General features: G+C 36.9%; 15 protein-coding genes. 9 read left to right on the top strand and 6 right to left on the bottom strand.

The features are described 5' to 3' along the window. Window positions 1–121: 121 nt before the first annotated feature. Entirely contained in the window at window positions 122–2,707 is a 2,586-nt protein-coding gene (locus G7050_RS11510; protein ID WP_255499117.1) for a prolyl oligopeptidase family serine peptidase, read from the bottom strand. 374 nt (window positions 2,708–3,081) lie between these two features. Between G7050_RS11510 and G7050_RS11515 the strand changes: the two genes are divergently transcribed. Continuing rightward, window positions 3,082–3,999, top strand: a complete 918-nt coding sequence (locus tag G7050_RS11515; RefSeq protein ID WP_166115501.1) for a PfkB family carbohydrate kinase — start codon at window positions 3,082–3,084, stop codon at window positions 3,997–3,999. A gap of 89 nt (window positions 4,000–4,088) precedes the next feature. On the opposite strand, the gene G7050_RS11520 is transcribed toward G7050_RS11515, so the two are convergent. After that, window positions 4,089–5,282 carry an MFS transporter gene (locus G7050_RS11520; protein ID WP_166115502.1) on the bottom strand — a complete coding sequence of 398 codons (1,194 nt, stop codon included), beginning with the start codon at window positions 5,280–5,282 and terminating at the stop codon, window positions 4,089–4,091. 1,332 nt (window positions 5,283–6,614) lie between these two features. Between G7050_RS11520 and cobT the strand changes: the two genes are divergently transcribed. The 5 genes from cobT to G7050_RS11545 all read left to right on the top strand — a co-directional run bounded on the left by cobT (window position 6,615) and on the right by G7050_RS11545 (window position 10,864). Next, the gene (gene cobT / locus G7050_RS11525; protein ID WP_166115503.1) at window positions 6,615–7,658 is read left to right on the top strand and encodes a nicotinate-nucleotide--dimethylbenzimidazole phosphoribosyltransferase; all 1,044 of its coding nucleotides are present in this window, start codon (window positions 6,615–6,617) and stop codon (window positions 7,656–7,658) included. A 101-nt stretch (window positions 7,659–7,759) separates the two neighbouring features. Further along, complete coding sequence (gene cobS, locus G7050_RS11530) at window positions 7,760–8,512, top strand: adenosylcobinamide-GDP ribazoletransferase (RefSeq protein WP_166115504.1); 753 nt, start codon at window positions 7,760–7,762, stop codon at window positions 8,510–8,512. 116 nt (window positions 8,513–8,628) lie between these two features. Further along, window positions 8,629–9,159, top strand: a complete 531-nt coding sequence (gene cobC / locus G7050_RS11535) for an alpha-ribazole phosphatase (RefSeq protein ID WP_166115505.1) — start codon at window positions 8,629–8,631, stop codon at window positions 9,157–9,159. 168 nt (window positions 9,160–9,327) lie between these two features. Continuing rightward, window positions 9,328–9,897, top strand: a complete 570-nt coding sequence (locus G7050_RS11540) for a rhomboid family intramembrane serine protease (protein WP_166115506.1) — start codon at window positions 9,328–9,330, stop codon at window positions 9,895–9,897. A 166-nt stretch (window positions 9,898–10,063) separates the two neighbouring features. Continuing rightward, window positions 10,064–10,864, top strand: coding sequence for a hypothetical protein (locus G7050_RS11545; RefSeq protein WP_166115508.1), 801 nt, complete (start codon window positions 10,064–10,066; stop codon window positions 10,862–10,864). A gap of 68 nt (window positions 10,865–10,932) precedes the next feature. On the opposite strand, the gene G7050_RS11550 is transcribed toward G7050_RS11545, so the two are convergent. Together G7050_RS11550 and G7050_RS11555 are read right to left on the bottom strand one after the other, a co-directional pair. Continuing rightward, window positions 10,933–12,207, bottom strand: a complete 1,275-nt coding sequence (locus G7050_RS11550) for a DEAD/DEAH box helicase (RefSeq protein WP_166115510.1) — start codon at window positions 12,205–12,207, stop codon at window positions 10,933–10,935. Window positions 12,208–12,450: 243 nt separating this feature from the next. After that, the gene (locus tag G7050_RS11555) at window positions 12,451–14,253 is read right to left on the bottom strand and encodes an alpha-L-fucosidase (RefSeq protein ID WP_166115512.1); all 1,803 of its coding nucleotides are present in this window, start codon (window positions 14,251–14,253) and stop codon (window positions 12,451–12,453) included. 172 nt (window positions 14,254–14,425) lie between these two features. Here G7050_RS11555 and G7050_RS11560 point away from each other — a divergent pair, with 172 nt between their 5' ends. The 3 genes from G7050_RS11560 (at window position 14,426) to G7050_RS11570 (ending at window position 16,559) form a co-directional block, all read left to right on the top strand. Next, on the top strand, window positions 14,426–14,851 hold the full coding sequence (locus G7050_RS11560) for a hypothetical protein (protein WP_166115514.1): 426 nt from the start codon (window positions 14,426–14,428) through the stop codon (window positions 14,849–14,851). Between the two features lie 546 nt (window positions 14,852–15,397). Further along, window positions 15,398–15,730, top strand: a complete 333-nt coding sequence (locus G7050_RS11565) for a hypothetical protein (RefSeq protein ID WP_166115516.1) — start codon at window positions 15,398–15,400, stop codon at window positions 15,728–15,730. Between the two features lie 88 nt (window positions 15,731–15,818). Continuing rightward, window positions 15,819–16,559, top strand: a complete 741-nt coding sequence (locus G7050_RS11570) for a hypothetical protein (protein WP_166115518.1) — start codon at window positions 15,819–15,821, stop codon at window positions 16,557–16,559. Between the two features lie 70 nt (window positions 16,560–16,629). On the opposite strand, the gene G7050_RS11575 is transcribed toward G7050_RS11570, so the two are convergent. Beyond that, entirely contained in the window at window positions 16,630–17,568 is a 939-nt protein-coding gene (locus G7050_RS11575) for a hypothetical protein (RefSeq protein ID WP_166115520.1), read from the bottom strand. Window positions 17,569–17,677: 109 nt separating this feature from the next. Next, entirely contained in the window at window positions 17,678–18,547 is an 870-nt protein-coding gene (locus G7050_RS11580; RefSeq protein WP_166115522.1) for a cation diffusion facilitator family transporter, read from the bottom strand. Between the last annotated feature and the right edge of the window lie 22 nt (window positions 18,548–18,569).

Below are 18,569 nucleotides of genomic sequence, written 5' to 3' on the forward strand. Positions count from 1 at the left end.
TGACGTAAATTGTATTTTACAAATATAATCTATAAAATTGATAGGGTAGGGATTCTTTAAAAAAAAGAAGGTCGATATGAAACGCTTCATACCGACTTTCTTATTATTAGAGGTGATTATTTTAGAAATCCTGATTTGTCAAAGTCCAGTCATTATCGAAAAATCCTGCAACTTCCATCCCTGTCAATCCATCTTTCAGAACATCTGCACGATAGATCATCAGATCAGGAAATCCGGTAATACCCGATATATAATTGTTTGGAGATGTAGCACGCATACCTGCATCACCTGTTCCGGCAACAACACCAACAGAGGCAGTATTGCTGTTTGGATGCGGATAAACGAAATAAGTGCCCAGATCATCCCCCGTGAAAGTTCGTCCGCCGGCTGTAATTACTCCTTTGCCAACTTGGATAGGACTGTTTTTTAGCAGCACAGACCAAGCACGGTTGTTATCTTTGTTTCCGTAGATTACGACATTACGATCAGGGTATTTAGCTACAGAATATTCAGTATCAGCAATTACGTCGATGGATCCGTTTCCTCGATAATAGAACGTTTCTGCATCAAAACGCGCTTTGTTTTGATACCACTCGTTTTCTTTAGCCGTTCCGTTTGTCGAATATACAAATACAACGTTATTAGTATAAGCGTTTTTGAATCCGCCATAACGTGCCGAGTATTTATGCTTTAGATTCATACCGTCTTTTATAAGCCATTTATCACCTTCAAGAGCTAAAATTGCTTTTTTAGCGGTAGGAACAGATAATGTTTGTCCTGCAATATCAATTGTTGCTTGTGCATTAGGCAGAGCCAATGCAGGAATATCAAGAACCAATAAGGTAACGTTTTCTATTTTGGTAACCTTTATTGTATCGTTACTCAAATTGACTTTTATATTACTAAAGTCGTATGGTTTGATTTGTTGTTCAACATTTACCCAATAATCAGTAGGAGAAATTGCCGGAGATGCTGTGTGAAAATCTATCTCTTTAACATCCTTAGCCTGAGGAATAGAATGACGAGAAAAGAATTCAAAAATAGGAGGCCAGTCGACACTATGATCGCCAAACCAATGTTCTCCTCCCGGATATTCGTAATAACAAAAATCGGGATGGAATTTGCCTAGTACCTCACGCATACGGCGAGCTTGTGAAGGAGAAACAACACTGTCGGCACTTCCGTGGAATACGTATACTCCCGATTGTTTCAAGTTGGGAGCTAACGATATAACACGACCTCCGTTACCACCACGCTTGAATGCGTTGTAGTTTGAATTTTTGTCATGCATATCGTCGCCTCTTCCTCTTCCATAAGCAGCAATATCGGGATAACCTGCCGATGGTGCAACTGCTGCAAACTTATCGGGGTAAGTTGTTCCCAGAAACCACGAGCCATGTCCGCCCATGGAGTGACCAGTGAGATATATTTTCGAATTGTCTGGCTGATATATACGTTTAGCTTCTGCTAAAACTTCCAGAGCATCCATGCGACCCCATTCTTCCCAGTTAAATCCGTAAGGACGACGATTGGTTGCGGCAATAATGTCTGTCCAATCTTTCGATTTGTATGCTCTTGCTTGATTGCGGGCTTCTACACCTGCTCCGTGAACGGTAAGCACCATTGCTTTTGTATCTTTCTGATTGTTACGTATGGCAGGAGCAACGCTAAAATACTGTACACTACCATCTATACCACTCACAAAGGTACGCTCGTGATGAGCCGAGGGTAAAACCTGACGTAATTCAACCTCTGTCTGGTCGATTACTTTTCCCGATTTATCCAGTAATTCGATTTTCGCCGTAACCTTTCCATCCGCAGAGCTACTGTTTGCAACGGCAGGAATTTTATATCTTAACTTTCTTACAGACAGTTGCATTACATCCTGAGTTTTATACTCTTCTTTTCGGCCGTCGGGAAGTGTAGCACGTATCGTTAATCCCTGTAACGGTTTTTCGGTTGAGTTTATTACCCGGATCGCAGCCCATTTAGAGTCGTCTTCTCCTATAATAATATCGGGAATGGTCATGTCACGTTTGGTGAACATAACAGGCTTATCGGGTTTCACCAATTTAGAAGCTACCTTGCCAAAACGTCCCGGTGTATAAACAAACTCGTTAAGACCTTTCTTTAGTTTAATTGGAGTCAGAGTATAACCAAAATCGTAATGATCGCCTTCGTGAGGCATTCCGTTTACGTATGTGCGTGTACCTCCTGTTGCTTCCAATAATACGATTTGCTCTTTGGGAGAATCATACGATGTGTATAAAAAAGCAGAACGCATTTCGGGACGCTTAAACAGTCCTGTAGAATCGGATTCCATAGCAGCCCATGTCCATTGAGGAAGTGCTTCCATGGCTTTTTCTCCATTGCTTTGAGCTAACCATTTCAGGTATGCATCTTCTACCTGACTGTCCATATTAGGATAGGAATAGCCAATTGTTGCATTGTTTGTCGGGGTTTTGAAATTGCCAGTAGCATATAGCCAGCCGATCATATCCTGTCCATTAAACAATGTTCCGGGATTAGTTCCACCCGGTAATAAAAAACCGTTGCGGAAATGGTGAGATACTTCTCCTTCATCAGTTTTTTCAATCTTTTCTTGTCCGAAAATTGTTACAATATTTTGTGCGGAGATATTGCTGGTGGAGATCATCGACATAAACAATAATCCGGCAACTTTTGCACAAAAAAAACGTTTTCTCATAATCGTTATTTAAGTAAATTCAAATATATATATTGCTGTATTTTTTCTTTCGCTCGACCTATATGTTTACACTTTGTGAGTAAATATCCCTACATCTGAATAACAAATAGATTCGAAACCTTAAAAATAATTATTTATTATAATATTCGAGTAATAAAATGGCAAGAGAATACCGAATTAAGGAAGTTCAACCAACTTATTTTCTAAAAGAGACATAATTAATCTCTCATTTTATCAGATTAATGTATCTTTGGGACTTATTTGAAATAAAAGAGAGTATTTAATGATTATTTTTCAATTATAATGGGCTTAAGTCCTTATACTTGTGAAATAATAACAAGGCTTGTAAGCTTAGAAATAATCAATTCTTAATAATGACTAATTACGATATTTGTTGTGTAGGGCATCTTACGTTAGATAAAATAGTTACGCCCAAAGATACTGTTTATATGTCGGGAGGAGCCTCCTTTTACTTTTCGAATGCGGTGAGCAATCTCGATTCCAATTATATATTGGTGGCCGGATTAGCCGAATCGGAAATGAAAGCCGTAGAAGCATTACGTGCCAGAGGTTTGACTGTGAATGTTATGATATGTAACCATAGTCACTATTTCGAAAATATATATGGAGAGAATCAGGATAACCGTACACAACGAGTTTTAGCCAAAGCCGATCCGTTTACTATGGATGTAATGGGCGATATTCATGCCAAATACTTTCATATCGGAGCATTGATGGCCGATGACTTCTCAATTGATTTTGTGAAAGAGCTATCCAAGAGAGGACGTATTTCTGTTGACTGTCAAGGTTATTTACGTGAAGTGCGTGGCACTGAAGTTCATCCTGTAGATTGGACTGATAAGCTCGAAGTATTGCAGTATGTTGATGTACTTAAAGCAAACGAGATGGAGATGAAAGTCATTACAGGCACAACCGATGTTTACGAAGCCGGGCGTATGTTGTACAAATGGGGTGTAAAAGAAGTATTGCTCACATTAGGCAGCATGGGATCGGTGATCTATGATGGTAAAGACTTTACAATGGTTCCGGCTTATCATGCAGATGTAGTGGATGCCACAGGATGCGGTGATACTTATATGGCAGGATATTTATACAAGAGAGCCAAAGGAGCCAGCATGGAAGAATCTGCCAAGTTTGCCGCCGCCGTTGCAACTATTAAGATTGAAGCATTCGGACCTTTTACAGGAACCGAAGCAGACGTTCAGAAGATAATGGAAACCAGAGAAGCTAAATTACCGGATGACGAAGTATTAGCCAGTTTGGTCTTTTAAATAAAGTAAAAGCGAAAAATAGAAAAAGGTTGTCCGTTTCGGGGCAACCTTTTTTTATGTAGCTTTATGATATATCTAGAGACAAAAAACTAAGACCTTTCTTTCATTGCATTAGTGAAGGTGGTGAGTGCTACTATAACCAGACCCAACAAACCTACTACAATATAAGCATATTTCATATTCAGGCTCTGTGATATAGACCCGATAAGCAAAGGTGCAATTAATGAGCCTACAAAGCTTATTGTTGAAAGTATTGTCAAAGCAATACTTGTTGGCATCTTCGACTTCTCTCCAACAACACTATATATGGTAGGAACCATGCATGAGATACCCAGACCTACACACATAAAACCTAAAGAGCATAATATGATGCTTGGAAACAGAGCAGATATAAACATGCCTATAAATATAAGGGCACCTGCTATTTGTATCGTACGTTGTTTTCCGAAAAGTTGATATGCTTTATTTGTCAAGAAACGTCCTGTAGTCATCATAATCATAAATAGAAGGAATCCTATTTGTAAAGACTTAGGAGCTTTTACAATAGACTCAAAATATACACCTCCCCAGTCAAACATGGCACTTTCTACGATCAATGCACATAGCCCGATAATACCCAATTGGATTAATATAAGTTCTGGCATTTTCAGTTTTTTCTTTGGGGTTTCTTCTATCGATTTTATTTCTTCTATTACTGGGCTTGTTTTTAAGTCGGGTTGTAACACCGATCTGTTCAAAAGCCACGATAGTATAATCAGTGCAAGTATTCCTGTGAAGTGGTAAGCATGACCGATTTGGAAATTTATCATAGCAAATCCTATGACTGCACCAAAACAAGCAGCCAAACTCCATGCTCCGTGGAAAGAGCCCATAATGGTTTTACCGAAGATCTTCTCAATACCTATTGCCTGAGTGTTTAGCGATATGTCGGTGAGATTCCAAAATATACCGAATAAAAACAGGCATGTGCCTAATACGTAAATGTCAGAGCTTATACCAATCAGAAATAAGGATAGTGCATATCCCAAAATAGCTATCTGAACCATAATACGGCTACCGAATTTAGATACAGTATATCCAGCTAAAGGAATAGCTAAAAACTTACCTACAGGTATCATAAATAATATAAGTCCCCATATAAAGGTGTCACTTACTTGCAGGGCATCTTTGATATCGGGTATCCGACTTGCCCAACTGGCAAAGCATAAGCCTTGACATAGAAAAAATGTAAGCACTCCTAATCTGATTTTGTCTAAGGAACGCTCTTGTATTGTATTCGACATTTCTATTAATTATTAAAATTACACAAAAATACAAAACTTGTACTATTATGAGCTATGTTATCCAGGTTATTCAAGTATGGTATTGTATCTATTTTTAGGGCTATTTGATGAAATTGTTGTCTGTTTTGTTAATGTCTTATTAATGAGTTGTTTTTGTTGGTTATTATAGTGTTATATATAAGAGATTCGGTATTTTTTAATACTAATTTATTGTATAATTATATAAGCTTTTTACTGTCATATTACCTTACTTTAGTTTTTTATCGTGTAGCTGTTCTGTTTTGGTTAATTGTTTTATTTTTATATAATTAGTTGTATATTAGAAGTTTGTGTTTGTAATTATACTGCTATAATATAATATATTTATATATCTATCCTATATAATTATAGTGTTATATTTATGTAAATTTTTTTGTTTTGTTTTTATGGAATTATCGTTATTGTATTTTTATTTTATGCATGCTTTTTTGCACGTAAAATAAGATGATACAAGTAAATTTATTATCTGCTTGGAGTGTATATTGCTATATATCTTGAATAAAATTGCTGTTTTTTCTATTCTATAAATTCTATATTTTCGGGTATATGCTAGAAAAATTTCAAATATTCAATTCTCAGAGAGATTAAAAGTCTCCTTATTTTTATCAACCAGTGTGAATTTATATTCCTAATTCTCTAATTTTTACAGATCTATATATTTTTGACTTTCAATTTTTATAAAATTACATGAATGAAATAATCGTGAGGTTTGTTTTGAAATCTGCATCGGCTAAATTTTTCAGGAGTATTGTATTTGTTTGTAAATAAGCAGTTTGTGTTTTCGAGGTTTATTTTACATTATGTTTCTCTGTACCATATAATGAAGATTATTTTCTATTGCTTCTTTATAGTTTTCATATTCGGACTGTAGTTTATCTTCTTGCTTTAATTTGTTGATTATAAATTGTTTATGTTGTGTTATTCTGGATTTATATTATTTAATATCATAGGCTTATTTATTAAGCTGATTATTTGCTATTTTAGCATGAAAAGTGTTTCTTTGTATAAGATCTGGGCGGTTACCTATACCCATTTTAATATTTTCATTCCTCTATATTTTTATCAGATCGCTTACTTCCCTCATTTCAAGTCTTTTTTAATCAAATAATTTACTTGTATTACTGTATTCTATTTTAGTATACATCTTTGTTGGTTTTATTATTATAGTATTATAATTTAGTATATTTTGTCGATATTTCCTTTTTTTATTTTAGCAATATTAAACTCTCCTTTTCGCCTAAAATAATACCTTTGTTATCTGATCGAATAATGTAAATGTTGATTACTTAAACTATGCTTCAATTTAATATCAAAACGCCTGATGAAGGTATTCTCTCTGCACTTCAAGATAAAATAGATAATCTTACTAAGCCTAAAGGCTCTCTGGGTATTTTAGAGAAATTAGCTCTTCAAATAGGCTGGATACAGCAAACACTTACGCCGTCATTAAATAATCCAGTACATATAGTTTTTGCAGCCGATCATGGTATTGCAGAAGAAGGAGTAAGTCCATCTCCTCAGGAAGTAACCAGACAAATGATATATAACTTTCTGGAAGGTGGAGCAGGAGTCAATTTTCTGGCACGTCAGCATGGTTTTAAATTGAAAGTGGTAGATGGAGGTGTTAACTACGATTTCGATCTGACAGACGACCGCATTATACATCGAAAAATCAGAAAAGGAACCCGAAGCTATTTGTATCAGCCTGCCATGTTGATGGATGAATTCGACCAAGCTATCGAAGTCGGAGCTGAAGTGGTTCAGCAATGTTACGATGAAGGCTCCAATGTGGTATGTTTTGGCGAAATGGGAATAACCAATACCTCGTCATCTGCCATCTGGATGAATACATTTACAGGTATACTTTTGCGTGACTGTGTTGGGGCGGGATCGGATCATGCCGGAACAATTATTGAACATAAATATAAAATTCTCAGACAAGCTACCGATAATTATCAGGGAGATGGCACTACTATTGATGTAATGCGTCATTTTGGCGGTTTCGAGATGGTTATGACTGTGGGAGGTATGCTAAAAGCTGCCGAGCTCGGAATGATTATTCTAGTGGATGGATTCATAATGACTTCATGTATTTTAGCGGCAGCACGCATCAACAGAAATGTACTTCATTATGCAGTGTTCGGACATCAGGGGGATGAGACAGGACATAAAACCTTGCTCGAATTTATGAAGGTGAAACCGATACTTCATCTCGATATGAGGTTAGGGGAGGGCACAGGAGCGTTATGTGCTTACCCTATAATAGAATCGGCTGTGAGAATGATTAACGAAATGAATTCATTTAAGGCTATAGAGGTTACAAAATACTTCGACTGAATAGTTTTGAGTGAGATAAAAAGGCTAAATTAGCTGTCAGGTATACTTTCTTTACTTGAGTCATAAAAAGGTCTTAAACCTTGTAAGAATTGCGTTATCAGATGAATAATATTGGAGCAGCACTTATTTTCTTTACCCGTTTGCCATTTTGGCGAATATTTAAAGTACCTAACGAATATTTCAAACAGGTAATTAACTATTGGTCGGTAGTAGGGTGGCTTACAGGAACGGTTATGGCTGGAGTATTGTGGGGGGCTTCTCATGTATTTCCTCTGCATATAGCTGTTGTATTGGCTATCTTGAGCCGTTTGTTGATTACGGGTGCATTGCATGAAGACGGGTTAGCTGACTTTTTTGATGGTTTCGGAGGTGGAACTTCCAAAGAACGGATTCTGGCGATAATGAAAGACTCGCACATCGGCACTTATGGAGTACTCAGCCTTATTTTTTATTTTCTGCTTTTATTTCTTTTGATATCATCGCTTCCTTTGCATATTGCCTGCTTGGTTATCATGGCAGGAGATCCCCTTTGTAAGTTTATAGGTTCGCTCATAACACTGCGTCTGCCTTATGCACGTAACGAAGAAACGAGCAAAGCTAAAATGGTTTACAGATCGATGGTTCTCCGAACATTTATCCTCTCTGCCGTGTTTGGATTAGTGCCCTTTATCGTTTTATTGCCGATGAAGTATTGGCTGGGAGCTATCCTCCCGGTACTGATCTTTTTACTGCTGACATCATTGATGAATAAAAAGATACAAGGTTATACCGGCGATTGCTGCGGAGCCTTATTCCTGATGTGTGAACTATCGTTTTATTTGGGTATAGTAGCACTATATACCTATTTGGTATAGCCACTATTAGATAAGTAAGTTGAAATATTTATTACTATATTAAAAAAATATACTGCTATTATTGATGTTATATTGATTAATGAAATAGAAAGGTCTGAGACCCTAAAAACAAAAATATGAAATTATATTTGATCCGACATACTTCCGTAGATGTGCCACAAGGTACGTGCTATGGACAATCTAATGTCCCCCTAAAATCATCATTTGAAGAAGAAGCCGAAATTGTAAAACAAAACCTGAATGGTATTGAATTTGATGCTGTATATTCGAGTCCATTGAGCCGTTGTCGAAAGTTAGCCCGATATTGTGGATTTCAGGACGATGTGCAATGGATAGATCGTTTGAAAGAGATGTACTTCGGAGAATGGGAAATGATGCCTTGGGATCATATTGATGATGAAAATATCGAAAGCTGGTACGAGAATTGGGTGCATCTGCCTGCAACAGGAGGCGAATCGTTTAAGATGCTGTATGACAGAGTGGCTTCGTTTCTGGATGAAGTAAAAGAACAGAACCCTAAAAATGTAGCAATATTTACCCACGGAGGTGTAATTAATTGTGCTAAAGTATACGCAGGCGATTCTACTTTGGAGAATGCTTTTGATAAAGTACCGGCCTATGGTGAAATAGTTTGCTTTACTATTTGAGGCTTTGGGTATGCTTATTTTCAAATAAAGTCAACAATTATAGTTGAAAGATGTTGTATTATTTAAGTAACGGCAAATGTCTTACGATGCAGTTTATCGACATAATAGCGTATTGTTGCTCTGCTTATCAAATTAATAAAAAGGTCTGATACCTTAATCTTTGGAATTATGAATAAGAAATCGGGAAAAATAAGGAAAGCGATAGAGTATTCTTTAGCTTTTGTAGCTATATTTTGGGTAATACAAGTGGTTAAATATCTAACCGGGGCAACTTTGGCGGGTTTAGGTATTTTGCCACGTTCGATAGATGGCTTGCTGGGTGTTATAACAGCTCCGTTGATTCATGGTGATTTTCAGCATTTGATAGCGAATACCTTACCATTCTTTTTCTTGAGTTGCTTATTGTTTGTTTTTTATGAAAAACGAGCTTCTCTTTATTTGTTTCTGATTTGGATTACTGCCGGGCTGATTACGTGGATAATAGGACGCTATGCTGCACATATTGGTGCAAGTGGTGTGATTTATGGACTGGCCTCTTTTCTTGTATTTGGAGGTATATTCAGTAAAAATTGGAAACTGATATTGGTTTCTATCCTTGTATTAGTCTTTTATTCAGGTTTAATTTGGGGTATATTTCCAACTGAAAGCCATGTTTCGTGGGAAGGACATCTTGCTGGTGCTTTAAGTGGTTTACTGTGGGCATTTGTCTATCGGAAGACATTGCAGCGATCTGTATAAGCTGATATTTCTTATATTTGCAGCCTTAAATAATTGATATAAATTTTTATGAGAAAACACATTCTTTTCTTTGTGTTTTGTGCAAGCTCAACTTTCTCCGTTCTTGCTCAATGGATATCCAATGGTAATGTGCTGCTTTAGATAATAACTGTTTAAAATATAAATTATGAAATCTTTCTTTCTACTAGTTTTAACTCTGTTATCAATAACGGAGTTGTTTTCTCAGGATAATTATTTTAGGTATAATGGTGGTGCCGATGTTGATTTTAGGTGCTTGGCTAGAGGTTCAGGAGGAAGGGCTTTGGTGCATGATACTAATAATACATTGACTCTCAATTATGGGAATGATTTTACAGGTGGTGTGAAAATTGGAAGTAAATTAATAATAAATGGATATGCTTCTATGGGCGTAGATATACCAACTTATACAGTCGGAGAGGGGAGTCGTTTGTACTTTAGGGGAGTCGCTGCTAATACAGACGAAATGTTTATATTTAAATTTAACAGAGATGCCAATAAGACTGATTTGCGTGTAAATATTGGTGATGATGGTGATGGTGATGACCGATTTGTCATAGGCAATACATTTTCGGGTACTACGGATTGGCGTAACTTCTTTGTTGTTCTTAATAATGGAAGAGTAGGTATTGGTACTGAAGACCCAACAGAAAAACTGGATGTTCGTGGAACAATTTCTGCAACGGAAGTAAAAGTCCAAGTTTTAACAGGTGCCGATCATGTCTTCAATACAAACTATGACTTGAAACCTTTATCTGAAGTAAAAGCCTTTGTTGAAGAGAATAAGCATCTACCCGAAATACCTTCCGAAAAGCATATGCAGGAGAATGGGCTTAATGTAAACGAGTTTCAAATTAAGTTGCTTCAAAAAATAGAAGAGTTGACTTTATATGTGATAAAGCAAGATGAAGAAATTCAGAAATTAAAAGAAGCCTTATCTGAAAAATAGCAGAATAAAAAAAGCATTTCAAATTTGAAATGCTTTTTGTTTTTATATCAGAATTAACCTAGAAATGGTTAGTTCTGTTTTTTTACTATAACCTTAGTATGTCCCTGAGGTCTTTGAGTTTTATTCGGACGATCTTGATGACCTTTGCTTTGGCTTCTATGATTATCTTTCGCCAGTTCAGGTTTTGCAATAGGAATAGCTCTTGATTTAGAAGGCAAATAATCGTGCTCTTCAACGACAGGAATATTCTTCTTGATGAGTTTGTGTATATCCTTTAATAAAGGCAATTCTTCTCGATCACAAAACGCAATGGCAACACCGCTACGACCGGCACGACCCGTACGCCCGATACGGTGAACATAAGTCTCTGGAACGTTGGGTAAATCGAAATTGAATACGTGCGAAAGATGATCGACATCTATTCCACGTGCTGCAATATCGGTAGCTATAAGTACACGAGTTGTTTTATCTTTGAAACTCTTCAATGCATTTTGACGTGCATTCTGAGATTTATTTCCATGTATAGCTTCGGTTTTTACACCGGCTTTGTTAAGAGCCTTGGCTACTTTATCAGAACCGTGTTTAGTACGTGCAAATACTAAAACAGATTCAAGTTCTTTATTCTTTAGAAGGTCGATAAGGAGATCTACTTTATCTTTTTTATCGACATGATAGATCGACTGTTCAATCTTGTCTACAGTTGAAGATGCCGGAGTAACCTCAACCCTTGTCGGATTATGCAGAATGGTATTTGCCAGTTTAGCAATCTCTACAGGCATGGTAGCCGAAAAGAAAAGCGATTGCCTTTGTTTAGGTAATAAGGGCAATATCTTTTTGATATCATGAATAAAACCCATATCGAGCATCTGATCTGCCTCATCCAATACAAAAAACTCAAGAGTCTTAAGATTGATATACTTTTGGCTAATCAGGTCTAACAGCCTTCCGGGAGTTGCGATAAGAATATCAATTCCTGCTCGTAAAGCATCAGTTTGTTTCTTTTGAGGTACTCCTCCGTAAATTACAGTATGTCGCAAAGAAGTATATTTACTGTATTCCTTTACATTTTCTTCAATCTGTATAGCAAGTTCACGGGTTGGTGTTAATACTAAGGCTTTTATACCTTTTCTGCCACCATGTGAATTTTCTTTATGTAGCAGTTGAATAATAGGGATAGAGAATGCTGCCGTTTTTCCTGTTCCCGTCTGAGCTACACCTAGTAAGTCATTTCCCTCCAATAGGGTTGGTATTGCTTCAGCTTGTATAGGAGTTGGAGTTGTATAGTTTTGGTCTTTAAGAGCTTTCAATATAGGCTCTATGAGGTTTAATTGTTCGAATGTCATACTTTACATGTACCGTTCACACGGTATAAATCGTTTTTAGTGAGTGGCAAAGATACGATATTTTTGCTTATCTGCTTCATTACTATTGTAATTAAGTAAAATGGGCTGTTTTTAGTCTTGTATTATGCTTATAACTGTTTCGTGTTGTTATACTTATCGAAATAGTTAAATGAGATGCAGTTTATAAAAAAAAGCAGCAATATCCGTAAAAGGATATTGCTGCTTTTTTTTATGTCAATCTAATTATTGAGCTATTTTCAAAGTCCAAGCCGAACGACCCGGTATTTCTGTAAATTTGACAGGAGTCATATCAACAATCAGTTGCCCGTTTTCGTATTTCCAAGGAAGGTTACCTTCACGCCCTAATAATGTTATGGTTGCATTATCAGCGGGTTTGTCGATATTCAACACACATTGGTCGTCTTGCCATTCGAGAAGTATAGCATAAATATTATTACCTTTCTGAGTATAGGCAATGTAGGTTTTCATCGAGCCGTATGTTGCATTCAATCCATGTTGATTGCCTGTATTGTCAGTATACAAAGCTTTGTAAGGAATAACTTCTTCGGCTTGCGATTTAGATGCCCATTTTACTTGAATCGAAGCATTCTGAACATCCTCAAAGTATTCTACTTTGATTGGATATTTTTGCCCTTTTTTCAGTTTTATAGAACTTTTGTGAGTTGCCGATGTTTGAGCACCTTGCACAAAACCATCTTCGGTTTGCTCTTGTTTTACCCATTGGTCGATAATCAGTTTTCCATCTATCCACACACGTACACCATCGTCCGCTTTGGCGGTAAATGTATATTCTTCAGTATAATTGGGGCTGATATAACCTGTCCACTCTCCGGTAAAATGATCTACTCGAATACGTGGATCGGGCGAATTACGTACCCAATTGAAATCTATTGTAGAATCGATTCGGGTAATATAAATTTGTTTCTCTTCGATATGTTTTTTGTAAGCTCTTGTGCCATAGATAGCCTCTCCATTTATTTTCAACCATTGCCCCAGTTGAAGCAAACGTTCTTGTTGAAGCAAAGGAATCTGCCCGTCTCCTGCAGGTCCTACATTCAGAGTTAATCCTCCTCCGTTTGCTACAAGTGTTGCAAAATGATGTATCAGATCGTCTTCTGTCAAATAGTTTTCAAGAGGCTCGTTTCTGTTCAAGCCAAAAGAGCGTCCTATGCCCCTTACCTCAGCCCAAGGACGGTCTGTCATAGTAATACCTGCACTATATTCGGGAGTTTTGAATCCATAATCGGCACCTCCACCCCAGCGGTCATTAACAATGGCTTCGGGACCAACCAAATTGTAATACCAGGAGATAAGTTCACGAGCATGCCATTGTTCGGCACTGTTCCACCACTCTCCATCGGTAAAAATAAGAGAAGGGCGATAGGTTGTTACCAGCTCTTTGAACTGTGGAATCATATGTGTATCTACATATTTTGCAATAGAATCATTCGGATCGATTTCCCAATAATGAAGCGGGTTCGACCATTCGGGAAGTGAGTAATATAATCCCATTTTCAAGCCATCTTTTTCCACAGCCTTGGTCAATTCACCTACTATGTCACGTTTAGGACCTGTTTCTACCGAATTCCAATTCGGAGCATATTTACTGGGCCACATAGCATACCCGTCGTGATGCTTTGACACTAGTACTACATATTTAGCACCCGCATCTTTAAACAGATCTGCCCATTCTTGTGGGTTAAATAATTCGGCTTTAAAAAGACCTCTGAAGTCTTCGTATTTAAAATCTTGTCCGTATACTTTTTTCGCGAAATCAACAGCAGTAGATCCGCCGTCTCTCCATCCCTTGTAACTCCATTCCGAGTACCCTTCTTTTTTAGTCCACGATGGAACAGAATATAGTCCCCAATGGATAAATATACCTAGTTTAGCATCGTTAAACCACTCGGGATAACCTCGTTCTTTAATCGATTCCCAAGTAGGTTCGACTTGAGGTGTCTGCGCCTGTAAGGTAAATGCAGATAAGAGAAGCAAGCATGTGAATGTAAAGAAATTTTTCTTCATAATATTTAGTGATGTTTTTATGGTATTACAAATATAATGAAAATAGGAGAGAAAGCAGATACAGCTTTCTACTGATTTCCGAATATATAGAACATTCATGCCCCGAAAAATACAGGATTGCGTTTATTTATATATTTTAGCATTTTGTATTTTATGACTAACAACATGGGCAATGGATAAGCGTTCTGTTATATTATTTTGTATTTTCAGCAACCTTTTGGTTGGAAACGGCATAATATTCTGCTGGTCTTCGTATGGAGGTTCGGTAAATTGGGACTTAATGATAGGGATGACCCTGTCTTGTATCTTATGCTATTTGTTGGTATTCAGATATATCAACTTCAAGAAATGGAGTTTTCTTAAAATATTGATACTTTCTCTTCTAACCTGTGTAGCTATTCAATTAGTTGGATGCTCTTTTGCATCCGTAGTAACCGGATTTAGGAAGGACGATGTAAATTCTCTTTATACTATTTTCATGGGCTTGGGAGTAGGTTTTGTTCTGGGAATAATTGGGAATATGTTGATGTTTCCGATAACGATAATAATGGGTGCTGCCAATTTATTTTGGTTCAGAAAGTATCAAATGGTTGATTAATAATGCGAATCAGTAGTTGATCTGTTATGTTTAATGTTCAATTAAATTATTCTTCTACGCACAATCAAAGATTGCTTGTATTCCTTTTGCCCAAAGCCGCAAAAGGAATCAAAAAGGCTTTGTGCTGCGTGGCTCGCCTGCCTGACTTAAGCTTGTGGTCTAAACTAAACTTACTGCCTTACGGCACGTTTAGTTTTACGTCCACTTCGCTTGTCAGCCAACGGCTACTCCACTGATGCACCGGAGCTGACGCACGTAAACGGCTTTCGTCCGTCAGGCTTCCCGACCTTGCCGGTTGAACGGGGTACCCGCAGGGCGAAGAAAGCGTTAAGAAACAAAAGGATATCACTCGTTAAACGTTTTTCTTTTGTCTTAGCTTTCGAGTCCTAAGCGGGTCGGGCAAAGAGGCTCAGTCTTGATCTTTTGTTTCGTTTTGCATCAAGGCAAAATGAAAAACAAACCCAAAGGGTGCGTTAGAATAATTGAACATATAATCTCAACTACTGATTGACATTAATAGTAAATAAACAATAAATTTAATACAATATGAAAAAAATAGTAACATTCTTTTTATTATCCTGTTTGTTAGTTGGTTGTGGGTTGTATCAAACTGCACAAGTCGATAAAATTAGTTTGGGCATGAATAAGCAAGAAGTTTTATCTTACTTGAAATCGGGATATGGAAAAGCCAGGACAGCGAGCGCTCGGAAATTAGATGATGGATCGTTGGAGGAATCTATTGAATTGACGGAGAATTATGACAAATATACGTTTATATTCATTGATGGAATATTAAGTGAATGGTATACAGTGGATATACGTACTTATATTCCACCCGCACCCATAATTCAATCGACAACTTCGAGTGAGACAAAATAGAGCTTACAAAATCTCAGCTATGAAGTATTTGTTTTTATTATTGGGATTTTTACTATTGAATTCGTGTTCGACATACTATTGTTCGACTATGAATACAAGAGACCCGTATACGATAAAAAACGATTACGGAGAGTTTGTTGTTGAAGGCGATAGTTTAGATGTTATTTATAATTTTTATGGACATAATGCACCTATAACGGTAGGAGTGGTAAATAAAATGTCGAAACCTCTTTATGTGGACTGGACTAAATCGGGTATTATGATAGACGATGTGCCAACTTCTTACATAGAACCTCCACGAGTTTCGAAAGGAGATGATTCGCAACTCACCGATTTTACGTATTTCCTGAATAATCCGGATAATTTGAGTTATGTGAAGCCTTATTCCCGTTTAAATAAGCAGATATTGGAATTGACCAATTTTAATTTCGCAAAAATAAACGATTCTCTTTACAATAATTGGAATACCGAAGCCGATAGTTGGGGCGAAAACAAAAAATATAAAACAATCAGATACGTTGAGGCTGATTCGCCTATATATTTGAGAACTTTTCTGACTGTGTACGAAGATTCAAGGCGTATAGAGGATGCTTTTTATTATGAGAATGCTTTCTATATGTCGGAATTAATAAAAATAAAGGGATCTTCTCCCGAAAGTCTTGCAGCATTCCGATATGGACGGGGAGATTTCTTCTATGTGAAGGATGAGAAAGAAAAGAAGCCTTCTAAAGAGACGAAAAAGTCATCTAACCTTTTGCAGAAAGTAACTTCTGTAACCGGGCAAATTACGTCATGGGCTGTAGAGGGCAGCAAGGTAAGTAAAGAATAAAATTTATTCGTAAAATAAAAAAGGAGTACAAACATATTTGTACTCCTTTTCATTTAACCTTCCAGGCTCATTATTGAGCTATAAATGTATTGTATTCTTCAACCACAGAGCGATAACTCGAGACAACATATGAATATGAACTATTCAGACGATCCGATTGAGGGTTTGCCTCAAGTTCCAGATTAAAAGCACTCATTGCCTTTATTGTATCCTCACTCTTTGTGTAGAATTTTTGGAAAACCTCTTTGTAGTAGACATCACTTAGTTTTTTCACATCCTTAGTCGAAATGTCTTTGTTTTTAGCGATTGTTTGCGAAACGGTTGATAGCTCATTTTTGATTAAATTACTATCAATCTTATCCTGATTAAATAATTCCATGATAGATTCCAGTCCATTCAAATCGGACTTCATCGGAATTATAAATTCGGCAATCTTGCTTTTTTGAAGTAAAATCAATTCAGCATTATTCCCGGCCTTCGAAGCCAATCTCGAAGCTGCTGACCAACTGTTGTAACCTCGTTGAAAATAATAACTAAGGCTGTCTTGCATAGCCGGATATTTCGCGAAATCGGTGTCGGTCAGGAATATTTTTTCAGAGAAATATTCACTCATAGCAGTTGCCCACTTTACAGCACTCGCAATATCTTTATTGGCAGCATCTATTGTGCTGGCAATCTCTTTTTTCTCAGCAAACTCGGGTGCACCTTTATACGCCAACTGATATTCTTTCTGATCGCCGAAGCATGCCTCGAAGTTCTTATAATTTACAAAAAACGGCTGAGTATTAGGATTTCTCTTTAATTTACTCATATTGCTTTCTGCCGTTGATAACATCGATTTGTAATTATCGGCACTGGTGCGGTTCTTATTACTAAGTTCAATAACGCTGTTGCAAAGTCTGATAATATTGGATGCATCCAATTCTGCTTTTGTATACGTTTTTTGTTGAGCTGTTAATGACATCGATATCATCAATATCGAAGCAAGGAATGTTAGTTTTACTTTCATTTTTTTATAAAATAGTGTGGAAGGTCTAAGACCTATTGATTACTTAAAGATATATTCGTGTTAAAAAACAGTATTTAATATTCTGTAAAGATAACACAATTGATGAGTTTTACCAAGAAGGTTCTACATGAATTAGTACATCGGCTATTTCGGGCATTTTCTCTTTTAGTCTGTTTTTCAGATTGTGAGCAATATCATGACCCTCTTTAACCGTTATGTTTTTATTTACAATTATATGCAGATCAACATAAAAAGTCATCCCTGTTTTTCTTACATGACACTTCTCAGTATCCAAAACTCCTTCGATGGTTCGGGCAAAGTCACATACACTATTTGCCATCTCAGGATATATATCCTTGTCCATTATTTCGCCTAAAGCAGGCTTAAGTATTTTATAGCTATTATATAGAATAATAAAAGATGCGAGTAATGCTGCCCAATCATCGGCAGATTCATATCCTTTGCCCATGACTATGGCTATCGAAATACCAATAAAGGCAGCAACTGAAGTAATTGCATCGCTGCGGTGATGCCATGCATCGGCAACCAGTGAGGTGCTTTTGGTATGTCGGGCTTTTCTTATAACTAGTTGGTATGAAATCTCTTTCCAGATAATAATACCCGCTAAAACAATAAGAGTAAAAGGTTTGGGTGGTTCGTGAGGCTCACTTATATTTTGGATACTTTCGTAAGCAATAATGGTAGCCGATATGATGAGGAAACCAACTACTCCAAAAGTAACCAGAGGCTCGATGCGTCCATGTCCGTAAGGATGATTCTCATCGGCGGGTTTATTCGAATACTTGAGTCCACAAAGTACTGCGATAGAAGAAAATATATCTGCCGTAGATTCAATTGCATCAGCAATAAGTGCATAAGAATTTCCGAAATAACCTGCCAACCATTTAATTATAGCTAAGGTTGTATTACCAACGATACTAAAATACGAAGCTCTTATAGCTGTCTTTTCTTTACTCATGAATAGAGTTGGGATATGAAAT

Source organism: Dysgonomonas sp. HDW5A (genome assembly GCF_011299555.1).
In the GTDB taxonomy this organism is placed as follows: Bacteria; Bacteroidota; Bacteroidia; order Bacteroidales; family Dysgonomonadaceae; genus Dysgonomonas_A.